Source organism: Streptomyces sp. NPDC042002, from assembly GCF_055588305.1.
Window position 1 is genome coordinate 218,866 of sequence record NZ_JBVJCT010000011.1, and the last position, 22,384, is coordinate 241,249.

Annotated in this window: 18 protein-coding genes and 1 pseudogene; 8 read left to right on the forward strand and 11 right to left on the reverse strand. The window is 72.8% G+C overall.

Going from position 1 to position 22,384, the window contains the following annotated elements; all coding sequences use genetic code 11:
• Positions 1-173: 173 nt before the first annotated feature.
• A complete protein-coding gene (locus ACZ6KY_RS19215; RefSeq protein WP_261703115.1) occupies positions 174-650 on the reverse strand; it encodes an Lrp/AsnC family transcriptional regulator in 477 nt (158 codons plus the stop codon).
• 241 nt (positions 651-891) lie between these two features.
• Between ACZ6KY_RS19215 and ACZ6KY_RS19220 the strand changes: the two genes are divergently transcribed.
• The 3 genes from ACZ6KY_RS19220 (at position 892) to ACZ6KY_RS19230 (ending at position 5,679) form a co-directional block, all read left to right on the forward strand.
• A complete protein-coding gene (locus tag ACZ6KY_RS19220) occupies positions 892-2,379 on the forward strand; it encodes an FUSC family protein (RefSeq protein ID WP_469311485.1) in 1,488 nt (495 codons plus the stop codon).
• 723 nt (positions 2,380-3,102) lie between these two features.
• Positions 3,103-4,494: a nitric oxide synthase oxygenase gene (locus tag ACZ6KY_RS19225; protein ID WP_469311459.1), complete on the forward strand. Its 1,392-nt coding sequence runs from the start codon at positions 3,103-3,105 to the stop codon at positions 4,492-4,494.
• Positions 4,495-4,632: 138 nt separating this feature from the next.
• Positions 4,633-5,679, forward strand: coding sequence for a lactonase family protein (locus tag ACZ6KY_RS19230; RefSeq protein WP_469311486.1), 1,047 nt, complete (start codon positions 4,633-4,635; stop codon positions 5,677-5,679).
• Positions 5,680-5,852: 173 nt separating this feature from the next.
• Here the strand turns inward: ACZ6KY_RS19230 and ACZ6KY_RS19235 are convergent, their stop codons facing one another.
• The 4 genes from ACZ6KY_RS19235 to ACZ6KY_RS19250 form a co-directional block, all read right to left on the reverse strand.
• Complete coding sequence (locus ACZ6KY_RS19235) at positions 5,853-6,773, reverse strand: sirohydrochlorin chelatase (protein WP_469311460.1); 921 nt, start codon at positions 6,771-6,773, stop codon at positions 5,853-5,855.
• A 105-nt stretch (positions 6,774-6,878) separates the two neighbouring features.
• On the reverse strand, positions 6,879-8,000 hold the full coding sequence (locus ACZ6KY_RS19240; protein WP_469311461.1) for an N-acetylglucosamine kinase: 1,122 nt from the start codon (positions 7,998-8,000) through the stop codon (positions 6,879-6,881).
• Positions 7,997-8,674 carry a uracil-DNA glycosylase gene (locus ACZ6KY_RS19245; protein WP_469311462.1) on the reverse strand — a complete coding sequence of 226 codons (678 nt, stop codon included), beginning with the start codon at positions 8,672-8,674 and terminating at the stop codon, positions 7,997-7,999. Before ACZ6KY_RS19245 ends, ACZ6KY_RS19240 begins: the two co-directional genes overlap by 4 nt.
• Positions 8,675-8,922: 248 nt before the next feature.
• A complete protein-coding gene (locus ACZ6KY_RS19250) occupies positions 8,923-10,008 on the reverse strand; it encodes a WD40/YVTN/BNR-like repeat-containing protein (protein WP_469311463.1) in 1,086 nt (361 codons plus the stop codon).
• Positions 10,009-10,303: 295 nt separating this feature from the next.
• Here ACZ6KY_RS19250 and ACZ6KY_RS19255 point away from each other — a divergent pair, with 295 nt between their 5' ends.
• Positions 10,304-10,882, forward strand: a complete 579-nt coding sequence (locus ACZ6KY_RS19255) for an Rv1733c family protein (protein WP_469311464.1) — start codon at positions 10,304-10,306, stop codon at positions 10,880-10,882.
• Between the two features lie 125 nt (positions 10,883-11,007).
• Here the strand turns inward: ACZ6KY_RS19255 and ACZ6KY_RS19260 are convergent, their stop codons facing one another.
• The 3 genes from ACZ6KY_RS19260 to ACZ6KY_RS19270 all read right to left on the reverse strand — a co-directional run bounded on the left by ACZ6KY_RS19260 (position 11,008) and on the right by ACZ6KY_RS19270 (position 15,875).
• Complete coding sequence (locus ACZ6KY_RS19260) at positions 11,008-13,065, reverse strand: HEAT repeat domain-containing protein (protein ID WP_469311465.1); 2,058 nt, start codon at positions 13,063-13,065, stop codon at positions 11,008-11,010.
• 260 nt (positions 13,066-13,325) lie between these two features.
• Positions 13,326-15,194: a phosphatidylglycerol lysyltransferase domain-containing protein gene (locus tag ACZ6KY_RS19265; protein ID WP_469311466.1), complete on the reverse strand. Its 1,869-nt coding sequence runs from the start codon at positions 15,192-15,194 to the stop codon at positions 13,326-13,328.
• Between the two features lie 357 nt (positions 15,195-15,551).
• Positions 15,552-15,875, reverse strand: coding sequence for a hypothetical protein (locus ACZ6KY_RS19270; RefSeq protein WP_469311467.1), 324 nt, complete (start codon positions 15,873-15,875; stop codon positions 15,552-15,554).
• 323 nt (positions 15,876-16,198) lie between these two features.
• Between ACZ6KY_RS19270 and ACZ6KY_RS19275 the strand changes: the two genes are divergently transcribed.
• A complete protein-coding gene (locus ACZ6KY_RS19275; protein ID WP_469311468.1) occupies positions 16,199-16,522 on the forward strand; it encodes a hypothetical protein in 324 nt (107 codons plus the stop codon).
• Between the two features lie 250 nt (positions 16,523-16,772).
• On the opposite strand, the gene ACZ6KY_RS19280 is transcribed toward ACZ6KY_RS19275, so the two are convergent.
• A complete protein-coding gene (locus ACZ6KY_RS19280) occupies positions 16,773-17,852 on the reverse strand; it encodes an NADH:flavin oxidoreductase/NADH oxidase (RefSeq protein WP_469311469.1) in 1,080 nt (359 codons plus the stop codon).
• A gap of 189 nt (positions 17,853-18,041) precedes the next feature.
• On the opposite strand from ACZ6KY_RS19280, the gene ACZ6KY_RS19285 reads away from it, so the two are divergent.
• A complete protein-coding gene (locus ACZ6KY_RS19285; protein ID WP_469311470.1) occupies positions 18,042-18,398 on the forward strand; it encodes an ArsR/SmtB family transcription factor in 357 nt (118 codons plus the stop codon).
• 165 nt (positions 18,399-18,563) lie between these two features.
• Positions 18,564-18,803, forward strand: a pseudogene (locus ACZ6KY_RS19290) (AAA family ATPase); the annotation flags it as partial.
• A 65-nt stretch (positions 18,804-18,868) separates the two neighbouring features.
• Here ACZ6KY_RS19290 and ACZ6KY_RS19295 read toward each other — a convergent pair.
• Both ACZ6KY_RS19295 and ACZ6KY_RS19300 read right to left on the reverse strand, forming a co-directional pair.
• Positions 18,869-20,224, reverse strand: a complete 1,356-nt coding sequence (locus tag ACZ6KY_RS19295; protein ID WP_469311471.1) for a nucleobase:cation symporter-2 family protein — start codon at positions 20,222-20,224, stop codon at positions 18,869-18,871.
• 227 nt (positions 20,225-20,451) lie between these two features.
• Positions 20,452-21,801, reverse strand: coding sequence for an FAD-dependent oxidoreductase (locus tag ACZ6KY_RS19300; RefSeq protein WP_469311472.1), 1,350 nt, complete (start codon positions 21,799-21,801; stop codon positions 20,452-20,454).
• A gap of 235 nt (positions 21,802-22,036) precedes the next feature.
• Here ACZ6KY_RS19300 and ACZ6KY_RS19305 point away from each other — a divergent pair.
• On the forward strand, positions 22,037-22,384 hold a 348-nt coding region (locus ACZ6KY_RS19305), incomplete at its 3' end, for a DUF6214 family protein (RefSeq protein WP_469311487.1).

Sequence of the window (22,384 nt, forward strand, 5' to 3'; positions counted from 1 at the left end):
AGCCGTCAGCCGTCAGCCGTCAGCCGTCAGCCGTCAGCCGTCAGCCGTCAGCCGTCAGCCGTCAGCCGTCAGCCGTCAGCCGTCAGCCGTCAGCCGTGCAGGGGTGGCAGGGGCGCAGCCCTGTCACCGCTCGGCTGCCCACCCGGGCCGGCCGCTCCGAAGACGGGCGGCGCTCAGCTCCGCGCCGCCCGTCCGATCGACTCCACCAGCGGCAGCAACCGGTGCGGGACGCGTTCGCGCAGGGCCACCTCGGTCCGGGTGCGGACCACGCCGGGCAGGCTGATCAGCGCCTGGATCACATCCTCCAGGTGGGCGTTGTCCCGCGCCGCGACCCTGGTGATCAGATCACCGCCGCCGGTGATCGAGAACGCCTCGATGATCTCCGGTACGGCGGCGAGCGCGTCGCCGACGTCGTCGAGATGGCCCTGCGTGACCTCGATGTGCACGAAGGCGAGCACGGGGTGGCCGAGGGCCGCGGGGGACAGCGACGGTGCCGTCCCGGTGATCACCCCGTCCCGCTCCAGCCGGTCGAGGCGGGCCTGGAGCGTGCCGCGGGCGACGCCGAGGACGCGGGCGTATTCGCGGACGCTGGTACGCGGCTGCTCCAGAAGCAGTCGCAGGATGCGGGTGTCGAGCTCGTCGACGGCCATGGTCCGTTGGCCTCCCTGTGGCCGACAATGATCACTTTCAACTGTACCAATGGCCCAGCCGAAACCGTGCCGGTTGAGCCAGTTCCCGACTGCCGCTTACCTTGTCCGTATTGATGGCGCTGCGCAGCGCCGGACGGCAAGGACGCCGTACCGGCCCCGCGGCGCCTTTCGCATGTGCGTTGCGCATGCCGAACCTTGTGCTGAAGTGCGAAGTGGAGGCGGGCCGCCGACGGTGAAGAAGATGTTCATGGCTCCGGATCCGGGACTGTTCCGGCTGCGGGTCTCGCTCCGGGCGGTGCTCGGAATCGGCCTCGCGGTCACCCTGTGCCAACTGGCCGGGCTGTCGCTCCCCGCGTCGATCGCCGGAGGGCTCGCGGCGCTCCTCGCGCTGTTCACGGTCGGTGACCCGACGGTGCGCGGCCAGGCCGGCACCACCGCGCTGCTCCCGCTGGCAGGCCTCCCGGTCCTCACGGTCGCGACCGCCTTGCACGCGGTGCCGACGCTGCGGGACGCCATCTGGCTCGCCGTGGTCTTCGCCGGGGTGTACGCCCGCCGCTTCGGCCCGCGCGGCCACGCGCTCGGCATCTTCGCGTTCATGATGTTCTTCACCACCCAGTTCCTGCACGCCGTGCCCGGCCAGCTCCCGCAGCTGTACGCCGCCGTCGCCCTGTCGCTGGCGGCCTCCTCGGCCGTGCGGTTCGGCGCCTGGTGCGTCGAGCGGCGCAGCCCCCTGCCCGTCGCGCCGCGGCCGCTCGACGGACGCGGGCTGGCGCGCCCCGCCACCCGCCAGGCCTTCCAGGCGACGGCGGCCTGCGCCTTCGCGCTCGCCGCGGGCCAGCTGCTCTCGCACGACCGCTGGTACTGGGCCGTCGGCGCCGCATGGTGGATCTTCGTCAACACGGCCTCGCGCGGCGAGACGCTGGTCCGCGGCTTCCGGCGCGTGGTCGGCACGCTCACCGGGATCGTGGCCGGGCTCCTCGTCGCCGTACCGCTGCACGGCGCGCCGGCGCCCACCGCCGTCCTCGTCGCGGTGAGCGTCTTCGGGATCTTCTACACGGCCCCGGCCTCGTACAGCTGGATGATGTTCTTCGTCACCGTCATGGCGGGCCTGCTCTACGGGCTGCTCGGCGTCCTGCACCCGGGACTGCTGGGCCTCCGGCTCGCCGAGACCGGTGTCGGCGCGCTCGGCGCGGCGCTCGCGGTCGCGCTCGTCCTGCCCATCACCACGCACACGGTCACCGACCGGTGGATCGAGCGCGCCCTGCACGCCGTGCACGGCTGTACCTCGGCGGCGGCCCGACGGCTCGCGGGCGACGCCCAGGCCGATCCCGCGCCGCGCGCAGGGGAGCTCGAAGCACTTCTGGGGCGCGTGCGCATGGCTGTCGCGCCCCTGGTGCATCCGCTCAACCCGATGCGCCGGCGCAAGGAACGGGCCCGCGCGATCCTCGCCCTGCTCGACGACTGCGCGCGCGAGGTACGGGGTCTCGCCGCCGTCGCCGCCGACCCGGACGCCTCGCACGACGCCCGCCTCACCGCGGCCTGCCGACGGGTCGAGACGGCGATGGAGTCCCTGGTCGGCGCCATACCGGGAGGCGCTCCGGGGGCCCAGCACGGCGTCCCGGGCCACCACCCCGGTGCCGAGCAGGCGCTCGTCCATCTGCACGGCCTGGAGCGGGCGCTCGTCGAACTGGCGACACCGCTGCGCGGCTCGCTGCTCGTCGCCGCCTGACATCTCCGGGGCGCTTGCCCCCGCGCCCCGCGGCCGCCCGCACCCCCCGGCGGCAGCCCTCCCTCTGTGGACACAGGCGCCCGGAATGAGGCAGATTTACCGGCCATCCACAGGGCGGATCGCCGCACCCGCCGGGCGACTCCGCGGCCGCCGGACGTACGGACGCCGCGGACCGCGCGGTAGCGGCCCGCGGGCGGAACTCTTGGGGGCGGCACCATGCGCGACTTCCCGCGCGGCACCACACACGAAGAGCGCACGGCCGACAGATCGGACCCGGGGCACCCGGACCCCGGTGGCGACGGCCCGGCCGGCTGGCTGGACCGGATCCGGCACGACGACCAGCATGACGGCGAAGATCCCCAGCGAGGGCGCGGACGCCCGCTGGACGGCCTCGGAACGCCCCCCGCCGCCATCGGCCCGCCGCCCGCCCGCGAAGCGCCTGGCGACCACCGTACGGACTCCACGCGACCTCCTGCCCCGTACGTGCCCGGTGTCCCTGCCGACGGTCGGGGAGATCTCGGGCGGCCTCCCGCCCTGTCCGCGTCCGATGCCCCGGCCGACCGGCACGGGGACCCCGTCCAGTCGCGCGGACCGCACGCGTGTGAGGCCCGGAACCTCCGCCGGGCGGACGACCTGTCCCTGACCGCCGTTCAGGCCGATGCCAGCCCCGCGGAGGTCGCCGCCGCGACCCGCGCTCTATCCGCGCAGGTGGACGCACTGGCAATGCTCTGGCCCGACCGCGGCGCCACCCCGATCCCGGGGCTTCGCGGGCGGCTGCTGGCCGGGGAGGCCGCAACCGAGGCCCTGACCCGGTCAGCCCGGGATCCCGTCCGGACCGGGCCGGACACGCGAACCGAGCCGGACACGCTGACCGGGCGGGACACAGGGACCGAACCGGACGCCCGAGCCGCGCCGTATACGCGGCCCGGCGCCGGGTATGCGGCCGATCCCGGCCGGAGCGGACCGGGCCCGGCCCCGTACCCACGCGCCCCGCAATCACCCCGCGACCTCCTCCGCGCCGCCGCGGAGTTCATCACGCTCCACCACACCGAGGAGCACCTCGGTGATCCGGCCCGGCGGATCGCCGCCGTCCGCGCGGAGATCGCGGACACCGGGACGTACCGGCACACCACCCGGGAACTCGTCTTCGGCGCGCGGGTCGCCTGGCGCAACGCCAACCGCTGCATCGGCCGGCTGTACTGGAACTCGCTGAGCGTCCGCGACCGCCGAGACGTGCGGGACGCCGGGGAGGTCGCCGAGGCCTCGGCCGATCACCTCCGGGAGGCCACGCGCGACGGCCGGATCCGGTCGCTCATCACGGTCTTCGCACCCGACACACCGGAGCGCCCCGGCCCCAGGATCTGGAACGAACAGCTCATCCGGTACGCGGGCTACGCGCACCTCGACGGCGGCGTGACCGGCGACCCGCGCAACGCCGGTCTCACCGCGGCCGCCCGTCGGCTCGGCTGGCCCGGCGGCCCCGGCACACCCTTCGACGTCCTGCCGCTGGTCATCCAGGACACCGGCGCCGAACCGCGCTGGTTCGCGCTGCCCCAGGACGCGGTACTCGAAGTGGAGCTCGGCCACCCCGACCACACCTGGTGGCACACGCTCGGACTGCGCTGGCACGCGGTGCCCGCCATCTCCAACATGTGCCTGGAGATCGGTGGCGTCTGCTACCCGGCCGCGCCCTTCAACGGCTGGTACATGGGTACGGAGATCGGCGCCCGCAACCTCGCCGACACCGACCGCTACGACCTCCTGCCGTCCATAGCCGACCGTCTGGGCCTCGACACCCGCACCGACCGGTCCCTGTGGAAGGACCGTGCCCTCGTCGAACTCAACCGCTCGGTCCTGCACTCCTTCGACCGCGCGGGCGTCACCGTCACCGACCACCACACCGAGTCCCGGCGCTTCATCACGCATCTGGGACGTGAGGAGCGCAGGGGGCGCCCGGTGGGCGCCGACTGGTCGTGGATCGTGCCCCCGATCTCCGGCAGCGCCACGCCGGTCTTCCACCGCACGTTCGACACCGTCGAACGCACTCCGGCCTATGTCCACCACCCGGAGGCCCAGGAACGGGCGCGGGGCGTGAACCCGCTCAACCCGCTCTAGCCCGCCGCTTCGGCCCACCGCTCCAGTCCTCTCCGGTCCGTTCCGGTCGGCCGACCGGAACGGACCGCTCTGGTCTAGACCGCAGCACCCCGACTGCTACCGTCGCCCCCGATGACGCGGGACCGAGAGGGGACAGCAGTGGCAGACGGCGGCAGGCGGCAACAGCGGGCGTTCATCGGCTCGTTCACGGCGGCGGGAGGCCTCGGTGTCCTCACGGCGGCCGTGGATCCGGACAGCGGCGCGTTGACCGTCCTGAGCGCGGTCGACGGCGTACCCGATCCCTCGTATCTCGCCCTGTCGCCCGCACACGACGTCCTGTACGCGGTCAGCGAGACCACCGAGGGCGCGGTGGCCGCCTACCGCGTGCACGACGACAAGCCGGAACTGACCGGTCCGCCGATCAGGACCGGCGGCAGCGGCCCCACCCACCTCAGTGTCTTCGACGGACACGTCCTGACCGCCGACTACGGCTCGGGCAGCGTCACGGCCGTGCCCATCCGACCCGGCGGCGGACTCGCCGTCGCCGCCTCCAGCGTGCTCCGGCACACCGGTTCCGGTCCGCACACGAAGCGGCAACAGGGCCCGCACGCCCATCAGGTGCAGCCCGACCCCACCGGCCGCTGGGCGGTCAGCGTCGACCTCGGCACGGACTCCCTCCGGGTGTGCGCCCTCGACGGCGGCACGCTGACCCTGCACCGCGAGATCGCCCTGCGCCCCGGTTCCGGGCCGCGCCATCTCGCCTTCCACCCGCGGGGCGAGTACGCGTACGTCCTCAACGAACTCGCCCCGACCGTCACCGTCTGCCGCTGGGACGCCGCCGAGGGCTCGCTGCGGCCCGTCGGAGAGACGCCGGTGCTGTCCGGTGCCCCGGACGGCGACGCGTACCCCTCGGGCATCGTCGTCTCGCCCGACGGCCGCTTCGTGTGGACCGCCACCCGAGGCCAGGACGTCGTCTCCGTGCTCACGACCGACGCGGTGGGCGAGGGGCTCAGGCTGGTCGCCACGGTGCCCTGCGGTGGCGTCTGGCCCCGCGCGCTGGCCCTCGACCCCTCGGGCCGATTCCTGTACGCGGCGAACGAGCGCTCCGGCGACGTGACCTGGTTCACCGTCGACCCGGACACGGGCGTGCCGCGCCGCGCCGGCTCGGTCGAGGCACCCGCGGCATCCTGCGTGGTCTTCGGCTGACCGGGCCGGCTCGGCTGACCTGGCCGCCCCTCGCGGGATGCGCGCCGGTAAGCCCCGCGCACGGCCGGGTGCGCCTCGCGCCCACGGGAAAGGGCCCCTCCTGTCACAGGAGCGGGCCCTTTCGATGTACGGGTTGTGCGGGCAGTACGGGGTTGTACGGGTGTACCGGCCGACTAGAAGGCCGGCGCCCCCTGGGTCTGCGGCGGCGCGATGCCCAGCGCCGACGTGTACTGGGCCAGCGCGAGCTTGCCGATCGCCGGGTACGGGCCAAGGGCCTCGGCGGCGCTGCACCCGGCCTCCTTCGCGGCCGCGTCGAGCAGACCCGCGTCGAGCTCCGGGCCGATCAGGTACGGGGCGAGCGCGAGCTGCTGCGAACCGGAGCCGCGCAGCTGCTCGGCGACGGCCGCGATGGAACCCTCCTCGTCGAGCGCCGCGGCCATGACCGGCACGGCGAGACGCGCGGCGAGCAGCATGCCGGTGATCCCGGCCGCCTGCACGGCGTCCTCGCCGCCCACGGTGGCGAGCACGATGCCGTCCGCGGCGGTCGCCACGGTGAACAGCCGGGCGCGGTCGGCGCGGGACAGACCGGCCTCGGACAGGCGCACGTGCAGCGCCTCGGCGAGCAGCGGGTGCGGGCCGAGGACATCGGTCAGTTCGGCCGCGACGCGGCTCTCCATGACCGCCTGGCGGATCCGGCGCAGCAGGGCGTTGTCCGGACCGGCGAGCAGCGGTACGACGATGCCGACCGGGCCGTCGGGCGCGGTGACGTCGGAACCGGCGGCGCGGGCCTGCTCGAAGCGCGCTGTGCGCTCCTCGGCGGCGTGGGTCAGCACGGACTGCAGCGTGGGGAACTCGTCGTCCCCGTCCAGGTAACCGATGCGGGCATCGAGGCCGGGGAGCTCGGAGCGCGCGATGCTCACGACCTCCTCGGCGAGGCTGCGCGTGGCCGCGCTGGGGGTGCCCGGCACCGCGAGGACGAGCGCGGGCGCGCCCTCGGGAGCCGCCAGGGGTTCCGGACGGCGGTGCCGCCCGGCTTGGCGGGGTCGCGGCATTCGTACTGGCAGGCCGGACGCGGGCCCAGTGGGGGAGCTCATGGCGCCGCATGTTACTGGTTTCTTGGGTTCCCCTGTTCGGGGAGGGTGCAGGTGAGCGGTATCCGTCCGCTTTTGTCTGATGAGTTACGTACGGATCAGAAGTGATCAGTAATCGTGGACTTGTCGGTCCTGCGGTGAATTTCGACCATCGATTTCCGGATAGGGCTTTTCGGCCACCACGTACAACATCCGCTCGTCCGGGGGCAGCGCGAGCAGGCCGTTCGCCAGGTCGGCGGCGATCCGGAGCGCGCCGTCGAGCGGATCGCCCGCGGCCGGTACCTGCCGGGCGTGCGGCAGCCGCTTCGCCAACTCCTCGCGCAGGGTGCCGAGGAGCGGGTCGCCCATCTTGAACAGGCCCCCGGTGAGCGCGAGATGAGGCTCGCCGTCGACCTGGCACGCCGCCGCGGCCGACTCGGCCATGTGCCGTGCGGCGGCCCGCAGGATGTCCGCCGCCACGGGATCGCTCCCGGCGCGGAAGGCCACCTCCGGGGCGAAGGAGGCGAGCACGGCGGCCCGGTCGGTGCGCGGGTACAGCCGGCCCGGCAGTTCCGGCATGGGCCCGAACATCTCCTCCGCCCGCGCGAGGAGTGCGGCCGAACCGCCCGGGCGGCCGTCGAACGCCCGCAGCGCCGCCTCCAGGCCCGCGCGGCCGATCCACGCGCCACCGCCGCAGTCGCCGAGCAGATGGCCCCACCCGTCGGCCCTGCGCCACGACGTGAGGTCGGTGCCGATCGCGATCATGCCGGTGCCGGCCGCGATCACGGCACCCGCCCGGGGGCCCAGCGCGCCCGTGTACGCGGTCACCGCGTCGGCCGCCAAAGCGACCCGCCGTACTCCCAGTTCACGCTCCAGTGCCGCCGGCAGCTCGTCCCGCAGTTCGTCACCGAGCGTGGCCAGGCCGGCCGCGCCGACGGCGACCGCCCCGAGTCGTTGGGTCCCTGCCTCGGTCATCAACCGCCGCGCCATCGGCAGCAGTTGATCCAGCAGATGCCCGGCCGAGATCCCGCGCGGGCCGGTACGGACCGGCTCCTCGGAGGTCAGGGGTTCACAGAGCGGGGCCGGGGGAGGGGGCGGCGCCGCCCCTTGGCGTACGGGGGAGCCGGCATCGCCCGTCGCCTCCCGCGCGGCGAGCGCCACACGCAGTCCCGAACCGCCGGAGTCCACGGCCAGCACGACGGACGGCCCCGGACCGCCCGGCCGCCCGCCACGTACGCCGTCGGGCCTCACGGCAGGCGCCAGTCCACCGGCTCCGCTCCCTGCCTGGCCAGCAGGTCGTTGGCGCGGCTGAAGGGGCGGGAACCGAAGAAGCCGCGGTCGGCCGACATGGGCGAGGGGTGCGAGGACTCCACCGAAGGGAGATCGCCGAGCAGGGGGCGCAGGTTGCGGGCGTCGCGGCCCCACAGGATCGACACCAGCGGGCGGCCTCGGGCGGCCAGGGCCCGTATCGCCTGTTCGGTGACTTCCTCCCAGCCCTTGCCGCGGTGGGCGGCGGGGCTGCGCGGAGCCGTGGTGAGCGCCCTGTTGAGCAACAGCACGCCCTGTTTCGTCCAGGGGGTGAGGTCACCGGTGGACGGCTGGGGCGCCCCGAGGTCGTTCCTCAGCTCGGTGAAGATGTTGATCAGGCTGGGCGGCAGCGGACGTACCTCCGGGGCCACCGAGAACGACAAACCCACCGCGTGTCCCGGTGTCGGATAGGGGTCCTGCCCGACGATGAGGACGCGAACCTCGTCGAAGGGCTGCTGGAAGGCTCGCAGGACATTCGCCCCGGCCGGTAGGTAGGTGCGTCCTGCGGCGATCTCCGCGCGCAGGAAGTCGCCCATCTCGGCGATCCGTCCGGCCACGGGGTCGAGGGCTTTCGCCCAGCCCGGTTCGACGATCTCATGCAACGGTCGTGGTGCCACGGGCGTCACCCTACTGCGGCACACCTGGCGGAGATCAAACCGGTGGCCGTCGCGCGACCGAGGATGACCGATTCGTCGTCGAATCGGACGCCTTCGAGCACAAGACGTGTGCCGCCGTGGGTCGTTGGAGTCTCCGGGATCTCAGGTCGCGCGACCACAGCTCTCGGATCGCGACCGGTCTCAGGCCTCGACCGGTGTCGTACCGCGAGCGGTCTCAGGTCTGGACAACCGTCGTGCCGCGACCGTGCTCAGGCCACGACCGCCGCGCGGACGCACAGGACGTCCGGCAGATGCGAGGCGAGCTGCCGCCAGCTGTCGCCGTCGTCCGCCGACGCGTACACCTCGCCGTTGCGATTGCCGAAGTACACGCCCGCCGGATCCGCGCCGTCCGTGCACAGCGCGTCGCGCAGCACCGTGCCGTAGTGGTCCTCGGAGGGCAGTCCCGCCGTCAGCGGCTCCCAGTTCACGCCCGCGTCCTCCGTGCGGAAGACGCGGCACCGCCGGTCGGCCGGGACCCGGTCCGAATCCGCGTTGATGGGGAAGACGTACGCCGTGTCGCCGCGGTGCGGATGCGTGGCCGCCGCGAACCCGAACGTGGACGGCAGGCCCGCGCCGATGTCGGTCCACTGGCCACCCGCGTCGTCGCTGCGGTACACCCCCCAGTGGTTCTGGAGATAGAGCCGGTCCGGGTTCGCCGCGTCGCGCGCGACCTTGTGCACGCACTGCCCGAACTCCGGGTTCGGATCCGGCAGGAACACCGCGGCGACACCGGAGTTGGCGGGTTCCCAGCTCGCGCCGCCGTCGACGGTCCGGAAGACTCCCGCCGTGGAGACGGCGACCGTCACGGCCCGCGCGTCGCGCTCGTCGGTGAGGATGGTGTGCAGCCCCTCACCGCCTCCGCCCGGGACCCACTTCGAGCGGGTGGGGTGCTCCCACAGGGGACGGACGAGCTCGAAGGACTCGCCCCGGTCCTCCGAGCGGTACAACGCGGCCGGCTCCGTGCCCGCGTACACCACGTCCGGTTCGGCGGCCGCCGGGTGCAACTGCCAGACCCGCTCCAGCGAGGCGCCCGTCTCCTTGGGGAACTTGACGGCGGGCCGCGCCGGTTCGGTCCACGTCAGGCCCAGGTCGTCGGAGTGGAACACGGACGGGCCCCAGTGGGCGCTGTCCCCGCCGACCAGCAGCCGCGGCCGGTCGCTCCGGGAGTCGATCGCGACCGAGTACACGGCCTGTGCGTTGAAATACGGATTCTCGTCGAACTCCCAGGTGCCGTCGCGTCGTCGCCCGATGAAGAGACCCTTGCGGGTGCCCACGGTGAGCAGTACGTCGGCCATGGCCGGCCACCTCCGCGACGTCGTTGTCTGCGATACGGGCCAGTCTGCACCCCGGCACCGACAGTCACCTCTCGACCTCGCGTTTGCGCAGCTCGGACGGGTCGCGCCGGCGGACGGCGGGGGTTCGCGGCGCCGGTCGTGGTTCCGGACGGGGGCCGGTCGCAGTGCGGCCCGGGCGGAACCCGGCTCATGCGGCGGACGAGCCGACAGGCGCGGGGCGTGAGCATCGCGCGGAGCAGGTGCGTAAGGGAGGGAGATGTGGCGTGTTCGCGCGGTGGTGAGGAGGATGCCTTTGATGGCGGCATTCCGTGGTCCGAAGGTCTGGCTGTGGCGGTGGCGGCGGAACCCGCTACGGCGGCGAAGCGATGTCCTGGAGGCCTGGATCATGCTCGCGGCCTGGGCGCTCACGGTGCTCGGCGGGGCGGTCACGGGCCTGGCGACCATCCGCGCCGTGGAGCACGGTCTCGCCCAGCAGCGCGCGGAGTGGCAGGCCGTCCCCGCTCGGCTGACCGAGGACGCGCCGGAGGCGAACGTGACGGAATCAGCCGGTCGCGTCGTGTGGACGAAGGTTCGCTGGACCGCGCCGGACGGTACCCCTCGATCCGGCCGGGTACGGGTCTACGCGGGCACCTCGGCGGACACCCCGGTCCTGGTGTGGACCGACCCCCACGGGCGTCTTGTCACCCGACCCACCACCGTCGCGGTGGCCCGGCTGCGGGCCTACCTGATGGGCGCCTTCGCGGGCGCGGGTGTGGCGGGCGTTCCCTTCATCGCCGGGCGCCTGCTTCGCGGACGCCTGGAACGGCGGCGCATGGAGCGATGGGACGAGGAGTGGGAGCGGATCGGACCGCAGTGGGGCCGGATGACGAGCTGAGAGGGCACTTCAGGGGCACTCGCCCGAGGCCGCCGGAGAAACGACCTCCGAGCCGACCACGCAACACCCCGAGCCCCGGCACCCGCGCCCCGGCGCCGGGGCCCGAGGTCCACGCCCCGGCTTCGCTAGTCGGTCTCCAGGGCCGTACCGCAGTCCCGCAGGAGGAGTTCGTCTTCGAGGACGTCGTGGCTGCCGTGGCCGCCGGAACGGGCCCGGTGGCGCCGGGGTGAGGCCAGTTCCGTGCGGAGCAGGTCGTGGACGGGGGCGCCCGCGCCGCCCATTCGGACGAGGCACGCGGTGATGGTGCGCCGGGTGTACGGGTTCTGCCGCCAGGCGGCGCGGAACACCGGCAGGACGGGTTCCGGATCTCCGGAGATGTCCCACAGGGCACAGGCGGCGGCCGTCCGCTCCCACACCTCGGCGGAGTCCGTCAGGCGACGGAGTCCGGGGAGCGCGGGTCCGGCCGCCGCCCCCATGCGGCCGAGGGTCTCGGCCGCTGTCCGGGGACTGCCGGCGTCAAGCTCCGAGGCCAGCGCCCGGAGCAGCGGTGGAAGGACCGCCTCCGCGTCGCCCTCCACGGTCCAGAGCGCGTCGGCCGCCGCCACGGCGTTCTCGCCGGTCAGCAGCTCCCGCAGGGCCGGTATCGCCTCACGCGCCGGTGTCCCGAACGCGCCGAGCGTCCTGGCCAGCGCCTTCACCAGAGCGTCCCGGAGCCGCAGTTCGCGCGGTGTGCCGTGCAGCAGCCGCAGCACCTCCGGCGCGGCGGCGGCGTGCCCCAGTGCCCCGAGCCCGTAGAGCAGGGGTGCGGCCCGGCCGTAGGTATCCGGGCCATCGAGGGGGACCTCGGCCAGCCGCTCCCGCAGCAGCGGGGCCAGGGGCGCCGCGGCCTGGCCCAGATGCCCGATCGTGTACCCGGTTTCGTTCGGCACCACCGGGTGACGCAGCACCTCCGTGAGGGCCGGTACCGCCCGCGCGTCCCCGCATCTGGCCAGGGCTTTCAGGGGGCGGCTCAGCGTCGCCGTACCGCTAGCCCGGGAGTCGGCGCCCGATGCCACGAGGGCGGCGAGCCGGTCGGCGGCCGGAACCGCCAGAGTGAAGAGGAACTCCAGGACGGACACCGCGGCCCAGCGCAACCGTTCCTCGTCCGAGCCGAGTTGCTCACCGATCAGCGCGATCGGCTCCTCGTAGTCGGCACGCCATTCGCGGAACAGCCCCGCCGACATCCACACGGCATTGCACCGGTCGGCCGTGTCCTGGCTGCTCAACTGTCCTTTGAGCAGGGCGATCCGGTCCGCGGTGCGGGCACCCAGCGCCTTGTGGAGCGTCCGGAGCAACTGGGCGCCCTCCTCGTCCGCGGGGCGCATGCGGCGCAGACTGCCGATGAGGGTGTCGGAGGACGTCCTGATGGGCTCTTCGGACGGCCGGAAGCGCTGTGACCTGGCGTGGAGCAGTGCGACGACCGTGGGCACGAGGTCGGCGGGCAGCCGGTCGGGGGCGCACGAGGCGAGCTGTCCGAGGGCCGCGAGCCGCAGCCCCGGGTCGTGCGGGGCGGCGCACAGGGACACCAGGCAGTCCACCGCCGGGACCGCGGTATCGGCGTACAGCCGGGCGAGGAGCCCGAGGCCCTCGACCAGCGCCGGCCGGACACCGTCCTCCGGCTCGTCCCGCAGCCGATCCCTCAACAGGGCCAGTACGCGCGGCGGTTCGTCGTGGAAGCGTACGAGCGCCGACGGCACGGCGCGGCGTACCTCCGGGTCCGCGTCCGCGACGAGGTCCAGGAAGACCGCGGCACCCGCCCGGATCGCCGTGCGTGCCATCGCGTGGTTGTCGTCCTCGGGGTCCTCCGCGTCCCGGCCGGTTACGACATCGTCCTCGCCGTCCTCGCCGTCCTCGAAGCCGTCCTCGTCGTCCGATCCTCCGATGCTGGCGAGCAACTCCACGATTCCGCCCCGGTCGGGAAGCCCCGCGCGTCCGGCGAGCGTGAGGAGGAAGGGGATGGACGCCAGCGTCGAGTCGTACACATCGCCCTGGTGGTGCACGGCCCCGTACATCCCGTCGAGCGCGGTCTCCCGCTCCTGGGGGAGCGGAGAGGCGAGTCCCCGCAGCAGCTCCGGCACGTCCGCGGCGCTTCCGTGGGCATGCTCCATCGAGGCCCAGTCGACCTCGTCGATCCCCCTGAACACGGTGTCCTCCCCAGGCGTACGGCCATTGATCGTGAGTGTGCACCACGGCACTGACAGTGACGCTCGAGAGCGGCCCCGTCGATGGCGTCAACCCAGCCAACTACGGAGCGAGCGGCCGCTTTACGACGGTCGGCCGGAGCGAAACCGGCGAAACGGCCAGGACAGGGGAAGGCAGAGCCCCGAGACAGCGCCGCCGGACACCCTCCTGGGTGCCCGGCGTGCGTGCCCACGGCGATGTGACCGCCGGGTCCGTCGCGAACCTAGGGGCGCGGTGTGGGCGAGACGGGGGGAGCGGGCTGTGCCGTGGGCGCCGCGAGAGGCGGTACGGGGGGCCGCCGATCCGGGTGGGCCGCGCGCCGGGAGGCGAACCGGGGCAGGGCCGGCGGGGCGAGGAAGCCCTCCGCGCGGGCCGCGGCGATGCCGATACGGGGAAGGTCGGCGCTCTTCTCGAAGAGGAGGTAGCGAGGCTCCCAGACCGGCCGGTACTTGGCGTTGGCCCGGTACAGGGACTCGAGCTGCCACCAGCGCGACAGGAACGTCAGCACCGAGCACCACAGGCGCAGCACGGGTCCCGCGCCCAGCCGGGTGCCGCGTTCGAAGACCGACCGGAACATCGCGAAGTTCAGGGACACCCGCTCGACGCCGATCTCCTCGGCGCGCAGCAGCAGCTCGATCACCATGAACTCCATGAGCCCGTTCTCGGAGTCCCGGTCGCGGCGCATCAAGTCAAGGGACAGCCCCCGCTCGCCCCACGGTACGAAGCTCAGTACGGCCCGGGGTTCGCCTTCGCTGTCATGGCACTCCAGCATCACGCACCGTCCGTCGGCCGGGTCTCCCAGCCGGCCGAGCGCCATGGAGAAACCACGTTCGGTCTCCCCGTCGCGCCACTGGTCCGCCTTGTCGGTCAGGGCGGCCATCTCGGCGTCGGGGATGTCCTCGTGCCGTCGTACGCGGACCGTGTAACCGGCGCGCCGGACACGCTTGTGCGCCTGCCGGACGCCCCGCATGGCGCGTCCCTCCAGGGTGAAGTCGGACCGGTCCACGATGGCCTCGTCGCCGAGCTCCAGGGCGTCCAGGCCATGCCGGGCGTAGACGGTCCCGGCCTCCTCGCTGGCGCCCATGACCGCGGGGGTCCAGGCGTGGCGCCGGGCCTCGCGCAGCCATGCCTCGATCGCGCCCGGCCAGGCCTCCGGGTCGCCGATCGGGTCGCCGGAGGCGAGGGTCACGCCGCCGCCGACGCCGTACGCGATCGCCGCCTTGCCGCTCGGCGACCAGATGACCGCCTTGTCGCGGCGCAGTGCGAAGTAGCCGAGGGAGTCGCGTTCCCCGTGCCGGGCCAGCAGGGCGCGCAGCCGTGTCTCGTCCTCCTCGCCGAGGAGTTCGAGGCCTCGCGGGGAGCGGAAGCACGCGTAGAGCACCAGCAGGAAGGTGGCGGCCATCAGGATGTTGATCAGGATGTCGACCCAGCGGGGCGCGACGACGGTGTCGAAGCGGTCGGCGAGCGGACCGACGCTGATTCCGCGCAGCAGGGTGTACGCGATCCGGTCGCCGAGCGGCGTTCCCGACACGCGGTTGGTGGCGCTGACGAGCAGGGTGCCGAGGGTGGCGCTGACGATCAGGCCGCCGGCGCCGACGGCCAGCGCGAGGCGGGGATTCGAGCGGTCCCCGACGGCGTGGAACTCCTTGCGCCCCAGCAGCAGGGCGGCGACGAAGAGGGCGGTGAGCAGGGCCGAGATCCAGTTGAAGACGTGCCGTTGGTAGCGGTCCTGGGTCAGCGCCGCGGTGTAGAGCGCGAGGAGCGGTCCGGCCAGCAGCAGATTGAAGATCCAGGCGGCCCGTTTGCGGCGCCGCATCACCAGCGCGAGAAACAGGGCCAGCGCGGCCGAGATCAGTCCGGCGGTGGCCAGATACGGGGTGAAGAACTCGCCCCCGTTGTGCTCGTGCACCTCTTCTCGGAACGGCAGCGAGATCACCGCGACGATGTTGAGGACGGCGAGCAGTCGCAGGTACCAGACGGTGAGCGCGGCCGCCCGTGGCCGGATCCCGACGCCTGTTCGTCCGGCCCGGTCCCCCCGGCGCGAGCTCGCGTTCCGCTGTTCCGGGATGAGCGCTGACTGTTGTACGGACACCGTGGAGCATCACCTTGGGGAGAGGCCGGGAAAACCGGTGGGGACAGAGGCCGGAACACTACATCTTGTAGGGAAGAGTGCGGTTATGGCCAGGCGGAGTCGGCGTGAAGAGGTAAGGAGGTGTTGAGAATAAGGCCCGCCGGTCCGCGTCACACCTGTCTGTCGGCCGCCGGTCCGCGGCACGCCTGCCCGCGCGGCCTGACCGCGGGCGGCGGGCTCGGCGCCGCCGGGGTGCGGAGCCCGGCGTTGTACCCGGAACCGCGCCGCGCCGAATGCCCGTGGCTCGGCCCTCGTGACGGCCGAGGCGGATTCTGTCAGGGGTGAGCCGGATTTCTCAACGGCGGCGGCCCGGATTTCTCAGCGGCGGCCCGAGGCTCCCCTGTCGCGACCCGAGTTCCCGAAATGTCTGCCCGGACACGGCTCCCCGCCGTCACCGAGCGTACGGTCGCGAGTGGTCGCCCACCACAGGAGGTCGCCGAGCGCCGCGCCCGCCGAAACCAGGGCGGTGATCACCCCGGCCATGGTCACCGCGTCGCCGAAGTGCGGGCGCACGTGCAGGGCGTGCAGGTCGAAGCCGCACAGGTGGTAAACGCCCAGCGCGGCGATCCCGAGGCTCGGTACGAGCAGTGCCAGCACGGACGCCGGTCCGCGTGCCGTGCGCCCGGCGTCACGTTCGTTCACAGGCTCCCCCTGACATAAGACGCTCACCGCCGGGACCCTACAGTACGTAGGGTCGCCCTGTCCCGGCCATGCATCACCCGTGCTCCGACCGTGTTCCGCCGGGTACCCCCGGCGACGCCCGCCAAGCGGGGCCGGGACGTCCGGGCTCGCCGTGATCCGGATCACGGGTGCGACCACGACCGGACGCCCGGCCGGTTGTAGGCCCGGCTCCCGGACCAGGGCAGCACGATATCGGCGGCATGGGTGGTGTGGCGGTATGTCGATGGGCGGCACGGGGGTACAGGTGTGCAGCCCTGGGCCTCCCTCGCATGGGCTCTGGCCACATGGCTTCCATGGACACGTGCTCCGCGAACGTGGGCTCTGCGGGCATGGCCTCGATGGATGCCACGGGGGTGGGGCACATCGGTTCCGGCTCCCTGGCACATCTGTTCACAGGGGGACGCGAGGAGGGTTCCCCGTCCTCGTTCGGCATGCGCGCAGCCCGTGCGCTCGCCGGCGCACTGCTCCGGAGGCCGCCCTGGTCGGCGACTGCCCCGTCGGAACGGTCCGCTCGCGCGTGGCACGGGCCCGCGCCCCTGATCGCGCTGCTCGCCGAAGCGGAGACCGAAGCGGAGACCGAAGCGGAGGCCGAGGCGGAGGCGGGATGACGGCCGCGCGGGCTTGCCGCGCCGGCCGCCGAGTGAACGTGCGGTCGGGGTCCGGCGGTTCCGGCCCACCCCGACCCGCACGACATCCCGGCAGGCGGGATCCCGAAGGGAGCCGGCAGGCGGTCGGAGGGAGTGGGAAGAGGAATCGGCCCGGACTCCCGGAACGGGTCCGGAGATCCGCTTCAGCCACCCTGCGCCGGGCCGAGCATCCGGCACAGGGCCTTGCTTCGGCGCCTTCGCGGTCCGATGCCTAGACGGACCGGTGGTACTGCTCCGGTACGTGCACCTCGGCCCCGAGTTCGCGCGCCGCGAGCCGGGCGAAGGACGGGTTGCGCAGCAACTCGCGGCCCAGCAGCACCGCGTCGGCCTCCCCGTTCGCGATGATCTTCTCGGCCTGCTCGGCCCCGGTGATGAGGCCGACGGCGGCGACGGCCAGCGACGTCTCCCTCTTCACCCGGGCGGCGAACGGGACTTGATAGCCCGGTCCGACGGGAATGCGTACGCCCGAGGCGTTCCCGCCCGTGGACACGTCGAGCAGGTCCACGCCGTGCTCGTGCAGTTCGGCGGCGAAGCGGACGGTGTCGTCCGTGCTCCAGCCCGCGTCCTCCAGCCAGTCGGTGGCGGAGACGCGGAAGAACAGCGGCTTGTCGTCCGGCCAGATCTCCCGTACGGCGTCGACGACTTCGAGGGCGAAGCGGGTGCGGTTCTCGTACGAGCCGCCGTACGCGTCGGTGCGGTGGTTGGAGTGCGGGGAGAGGAACTCGTTGACGAGGTAGCCGTGGGCGCCGTGGATCTCGACGATCTCGAAACCGGCGGCCAGCGCGCGGCGGGCCGCGTCCGCGAACTGGCCCACGATCTCCTGGATTCCGGCGACGGTCAGCTCGTCGGGAACCGGGTGCCCCTCGGCGAACGGGAGCGCGCTCGGGGCGAGCGCCTGCCAGCCGTACGCGTCCGGGCCGACGGGCGCGCCGCCCTTCCAGGGGCGGTCGGTCGAGGACTTGCGCCCACCGTGCCCGAGTTGGACGGCCGGCACCGTGCCCTGCGCGGTGAGGAAGCGCGTGATGCGGCGGAACGCCTCGACCTGGGTGTCGTTCCAGATGCCCAGGTCGTACGGGGAGATCCGGCCCTCGGGCGAGACGGCGGTCGCCTCGACGATGACCAGTCCCGTTCCGCCGGTGGCGCGGGCCGCGTAGTGGGCGAAGTGCCAGTCGTGCGGGGCGCCCGCCGAGGGTCCGTCGGGCGCGGCCGAGTACTGGCACATCGGGGGCATCCACACCCGGTTGGGGATGGTGACTTCGCGCAGGACGTAGGGCTCGAAGAGCGCGCTCACGGCCGACTCCATTCGTCGCGGGACCGGTGTACGGCTCGTACGATAAACATCGTAGTACGGCGTGTGTCAAACTACGACGGGTCTCGTACAATGGCGGCGCCGGGTCAAGCCCCCCGGACGATGCCGAAGGTGCCCGGACGAAGACCGAGGTCCCCGGACAGCAAGGTCCCCGGACGAAGTGGAGCCGCCGTGACGACCGCCGCCACCGCCGTGAGCGGCCGTGACCTGCCGCATCCCGCGCGCGAGGAGATCCGGCTGGAGTCGGTGCTGCACGCGCTGTCCGACCCGATGCGGCTCCAGATCGTGCGCGAGCTCGCCGCCGACGGCCGAGAACTCTCCTGCTCGGACTTCGTTCTGCCCGTCACCAAGTCCACGACGACGCACCACTTCCGGGTGCTCCGTGAGAGCGGGGTCGTCCGCCAGGTCTACCGCGGCACGGCGAAGCTCAACGGACTGCGCGTGGACGACCTCGACGCACTGTTCCCCGGCCTCCTCGGCAGCGTCCTGGAGGCGGCCACCCGGCAGGCCGGGCGCCTGGATCCGTGACGGGTCACGACAGGCGGCCGTGACAGGTCATGGCGGTCGAGGGGTCTGCCCGTCGATGACGGGCGGCAGAGGTGCGGGGGAATCGGCAAAGAGGAACACCCACCCCTCGCCACTCTCAACATATAGCGCACCGGGGGGCTTGCGGCAAGGCCCGGGGTGTACCGGATCCTCGACACCTGGCTCCTCGCGCATGCCGAGGGGATCGCCTGCGTCATCGGCGATCCCGCGTTCCGGGCGACATCCCGGATCCGGTCGCTGACACCGGAGTTGTCGAAGGGGCTGGAGTTCGACCTGGTCGTCCTCGTCGACCCGCAGGAGTTCGGCGAGGGCGTGGAGGGCGCGGTCGACCGCTATGTCGCGATGACCCGGGCGACCCGACAACTCGTCGTGCTCACGAGTTCCTGATCCCGGAAACCGGCGGGCGGGGACCAGCAGGTCCACGGATCCCGGCCCGTCGACGGGGTACGGACCTACGTACCGGCCGAGGCGGCCTCGGGTTCAGTGGTGACCTCAGCTGAACTCGCCCTGCCTGGAAGGTGGTTGAAGAGCAGGTTCAGTACGATCGCCGTGAGGCATCCCGCGCTGATACCGCTGTTCATCACCGTCTGGAACCAGTCGGGGAACTTCTCGTAGACCGTCGGCACTCCGACCGGCAGCATGCCGATCGCGACCGAAACAGCCACCACCGTCAGGTTGTCGGTGCCCTCGAAGTCCACCTCGGTGAGGGTGCGCAGTCCGCTCGCGGCGACGGTTCCGAACATCACCAGACCCGCGCCGCCGAGCACGGGGGCGGGGATCGCCGCGACCACGGCACCCAGCTTCGGCAGCAGGCCGAGCACGACGAGAATGCCGCCCGCGGCGGCGACCACCCAGCGGCTGCGCACCCGGGTCATGCCGACGAGGCCCACGTTCTGCGCGAACGCCGTGTACGGGAAGGTGTTGAAGACGCCGCCGAGGACCGTGGACAGACCGTCGGCGCGCAGACCGTCCGCGAGGGTCCGCGGCTCGATCGGCCGGCCGGTCATCTCGCCGACCGCGATGAAGTCACCAGTCGTCTCGGTCATGGTCACCAGGGCCACCACCAGCATCGAGACGATCGCGGAGGCGTGGAACGACGGTGCCCCGAAGTGGAACGGCGTGCTGATCCCGACCCAGTCGGCGTCCCCGACCCCGCCGAAGTCCGTGAACCCGAACGGCACCGCGACCGCGAGACCCACCGCGATGCCGACGAGGACCGCGATGCGCCCGAGGAAGGCCGGTGCGAACCGCTGTACGCCCAGCACCACGGCCAGGACGAAGCCGGCGAGTGCCAGGTTCTTCGGCTCCCCGAAGTCCTTGGAACCGACGCCTCCCGCGGCCCAGTTGCCCGCCACCGGCAGCAGCGAGAGACCGATGATCAGGATGACCGTGCCCGTGACCAGCGGCGGGAAGAAGCGCAACAGCCTTCCGAACACCGGGGCGAGCAGGACGATCGCGAGGCCCGCGACGATCACCGACCCGTAGATCGCGGGCAGTCCACCGCCCGTCGTGCCGATGAGCACCATGGGGGAGACGGCGGCGAAGGTGCACCCCTGCATGATCGGCAGCCGCACTCCGAAGCGCCAGAAGCCCACACACTGGATCAGCGTCGCGATCCCGCACACCAGTAGATCCGCGGTGATCAGGTACGCCAGGTCGGCGGGCGACAGTTTCATCGCGCCGCCCACGATCAACGGAACCGCGACCGCGCCCGCGTACATCGCGAGTACATGCTGGAGACCGAAGGCGGCCAGTTGGCGTGCGGGTGGAACCTCGTCGACGGGATGCACGGGAGCGGTGGTTGCCATGGGCACTCCAGAAGCTGCGGGGAGAGGGGAACGTCCGCACGACACGAACACGCCCGGACAGCACGAGACCGTAGGGGGCTTAAACAGTTTGTTGATGTCCGGCCTGTTGCGGGTGTGTGTCATGCCCACGGAACTGTCGCGGACTCCGCTACGGACGCCGCGTGCCGCGCCGGACGACCGTCCCGCCAGGGGCGCCAGGGCTGCGCCAGGCCTTCGCCGGGACGTTGTCAGGGCCGCGCCGTCCGCGCCGCCGTCCACAGCGCGTCCCAGTCGGGCAGCTTGACCACGCGACGGCCCAGGCCGGCTCCGAGCTCCGCCTCGGCCCGCTCGATCGCCTGCCAGCCGGCCCATTCGACCGGCCGTACCCCCTCGGCCCGCAGTGCCGTGAGCGGATCCTCGGAGATCTCTCGTCGTACGAGTGCGGGGGCGTCCTCCAGCAGAGAGGTCACCGTCTCCTTGGCGCACGGGCGGTTGGTTCCGATGACCCCGGTGGGGCCGCGCTTGATCCAGCCCGCCACGTACTCGCCCGGCGCGACCTCGCCGTCCCGCAGGATCCGTCCCGCGAGCTGTGGCACCGTGCCGCGGTCGGGGTCGAACGGCAGTCCGTCCAGCGGCACTCCGCGATATCCCACCGAACGCAGCACCAACTGGGCCTCGATCTCCTCGAATCGGCCGGTTCCCGTGACCCCTCCCGCCCCGTCAGGCACGGTTCGTTCGAAGCGCACCGCGCCCACCCGCCCGCCGTCGGCGAGGAGTTCGACGGGGCGCAGGAAGAAGCGCGGGCGGATGAGACGCGGGCGGCCCAGGGGCGCGGCCGCCGCCCAACCCCGGAGGACCTCCACGTTGCGGCGCTGCGCGGCGGGCAGCCCCGAAGGATCGAGGTAGGCCGGATCGAGCGCCAACTCCGCCTCGGCCACGCTGATTTCGGCCTCCGGCAGGGCGCCAAGCTCGCGCAGCTCCTTGGTGGTGAACCGGGCCTGCGACGGTCCGCGCCGCCCGACCATGCTGATCTCGGTGACCTCGCTCGCGGCCAGCGCGCCGAGCGCCGCCTGCGGCATGTCGGTGGGACTCAGCTCGGGCGCGCCGCGGGCCAGGATCCGGGTCACGTCGACGGCGACGTTCCCGATGCCGATGACCACGGCCGAGCGCACGCCGGCCACGAATCCGTCGGCCGCGGAGTCGGGGTGCGCGCTGTACCAGGACACGAACTCGGTCGCCGACCAGCTGCCCGGCAGGTTCTCGCCTGGCACGCCGAGATGCCGGTCGGTGGCGGCGCCGACGCAGTACACGACCGCGTGGTACAGCTCCCGCAGCCGCGCCACCGGCACTCCGCCCGGCCCCACCTGGACCCCGCCGAGGAAGCGCACCCGCTCGTCCTCCAGGACGGTCCGCAGGTTGTTCTGGAGCGACTTGATCTTCTCGTGGTCGGGTGCCACGCCATAGCGCACCAGGCCGTACGGGCAGGGCAACCGGTCCAGGACGTCGACCCGGACGTCGGGCGGCCCGCTCCGCTGGACAAGACCCTGTGCGCTGTAGACCCCACTGGGCCCCGAACCGACGACGGCGACACGCAGCACGGCGGGACTCCTTACCCGAGGGATCTGGGAGATCGCTGACAGGACATCGCTGGTGCTTCCAGGATCGCACCACTGGTGCTCCGCTGACAGGGTGCGGTGCGTGGTGGGCGCGCGTGTCCGTTCGTATGGAATGTGATGATGCGGTTACGTTCCGCATGTGCTAGACGCATCGTTTCTCAATCTCTCCGACCGCTGCCGCGCGGACGGCGACGTGTCCGTGCGGCCCGCCTGGGAAGTGCGGGAGTTCGGTACGACGATCACGTCCTGGTTCAACGTCCGGCTGGCCTTCACGGACGGCGCCCGGGTCGACCTGCTCGCCGTCCTGTCGGAGACGGCCGTGTCGATCGAGGACGTACGGGCCGAGCCGCCCCTCTCGCTGGACGACCTCGCGGTGGTCGCCGAGTGGATCGAGGAACCGCTGTTCGAGGCGTGCGGGAGCCGCCTCGGCGTCGGCCGCGACCAGGACCGGGAAGGTCGGGCGCGGGGGGGGGGGGGCGGGGGGGGGGGGGGGGGGGGGGGGGGGGGGGGGGGGGGGGGGGAGGGGGGGGGGGGGGGGGGGGGGCGTTGGGGTTTGGCCTTCTTG

Bases quoted from the DNA above. Each gene is read 5' to 3' on its own strand.
- ACZ6KY_RS19295 (WP_469311471.1), bottom strand. From the start codon at position 20,224: ATGGCAACCACCGCTCCCGTGCATCCCGTCGACGAGGTTCCACCCGCA.
- ACZ6KY_RS19215 (WP_261703115.1), bottom strand. From the start codon at position 650: ATGGCCGTCGACGAGCTCGACACCCGCATCCTGCGACTGCTTCTGGAG.
- ACZ6KY_RS19255 (WP_469311464.1), top strand. From the start codon at position 10,304: ATGGCGGCATTCCGTGGTCCGAAGGTCTGGCTGTGGCGGTGGCGGCGG.
- ACZ6KY_RS19275 (WP_469311468.1), top strand. From the start codon at position 16,199: ATGGCTTCCATGGACACGTGCTCCGCGAACGTGGGCTCTGCGGGCATG.
- ACZ6KY_RS19235 (WP_469311460.1), bottom strand. From the start codon at position 6,773: ATGAGCTCCCCCACTGGGCCCGCGTCCGGCCTGCCAGTACGAATGCCG.
- ACZ6KY_RS19220 (WP_469311485.1), top strand. From the start codon at position 892: ATGTTCATGGCTCCGGATCCGGGACTGTTCCGGCTGCGGGTCTCGCTC.
- ACZ6KY_RS19225 (WP_469311459.1), top strand. From the start codon at position 3,103: ATGCTCTGGCCCGACCGCGGCGCCACCCCGATCCCGGGGCTTCGCGGG.
- ACZ6KY_RS19250 (WP_469311463.1), bottom strand. From the start codon at position 10,008: ATGGCCGACGTACTGCTCACCGTGGGCACCCGCAAGGGTCTCTTCATC.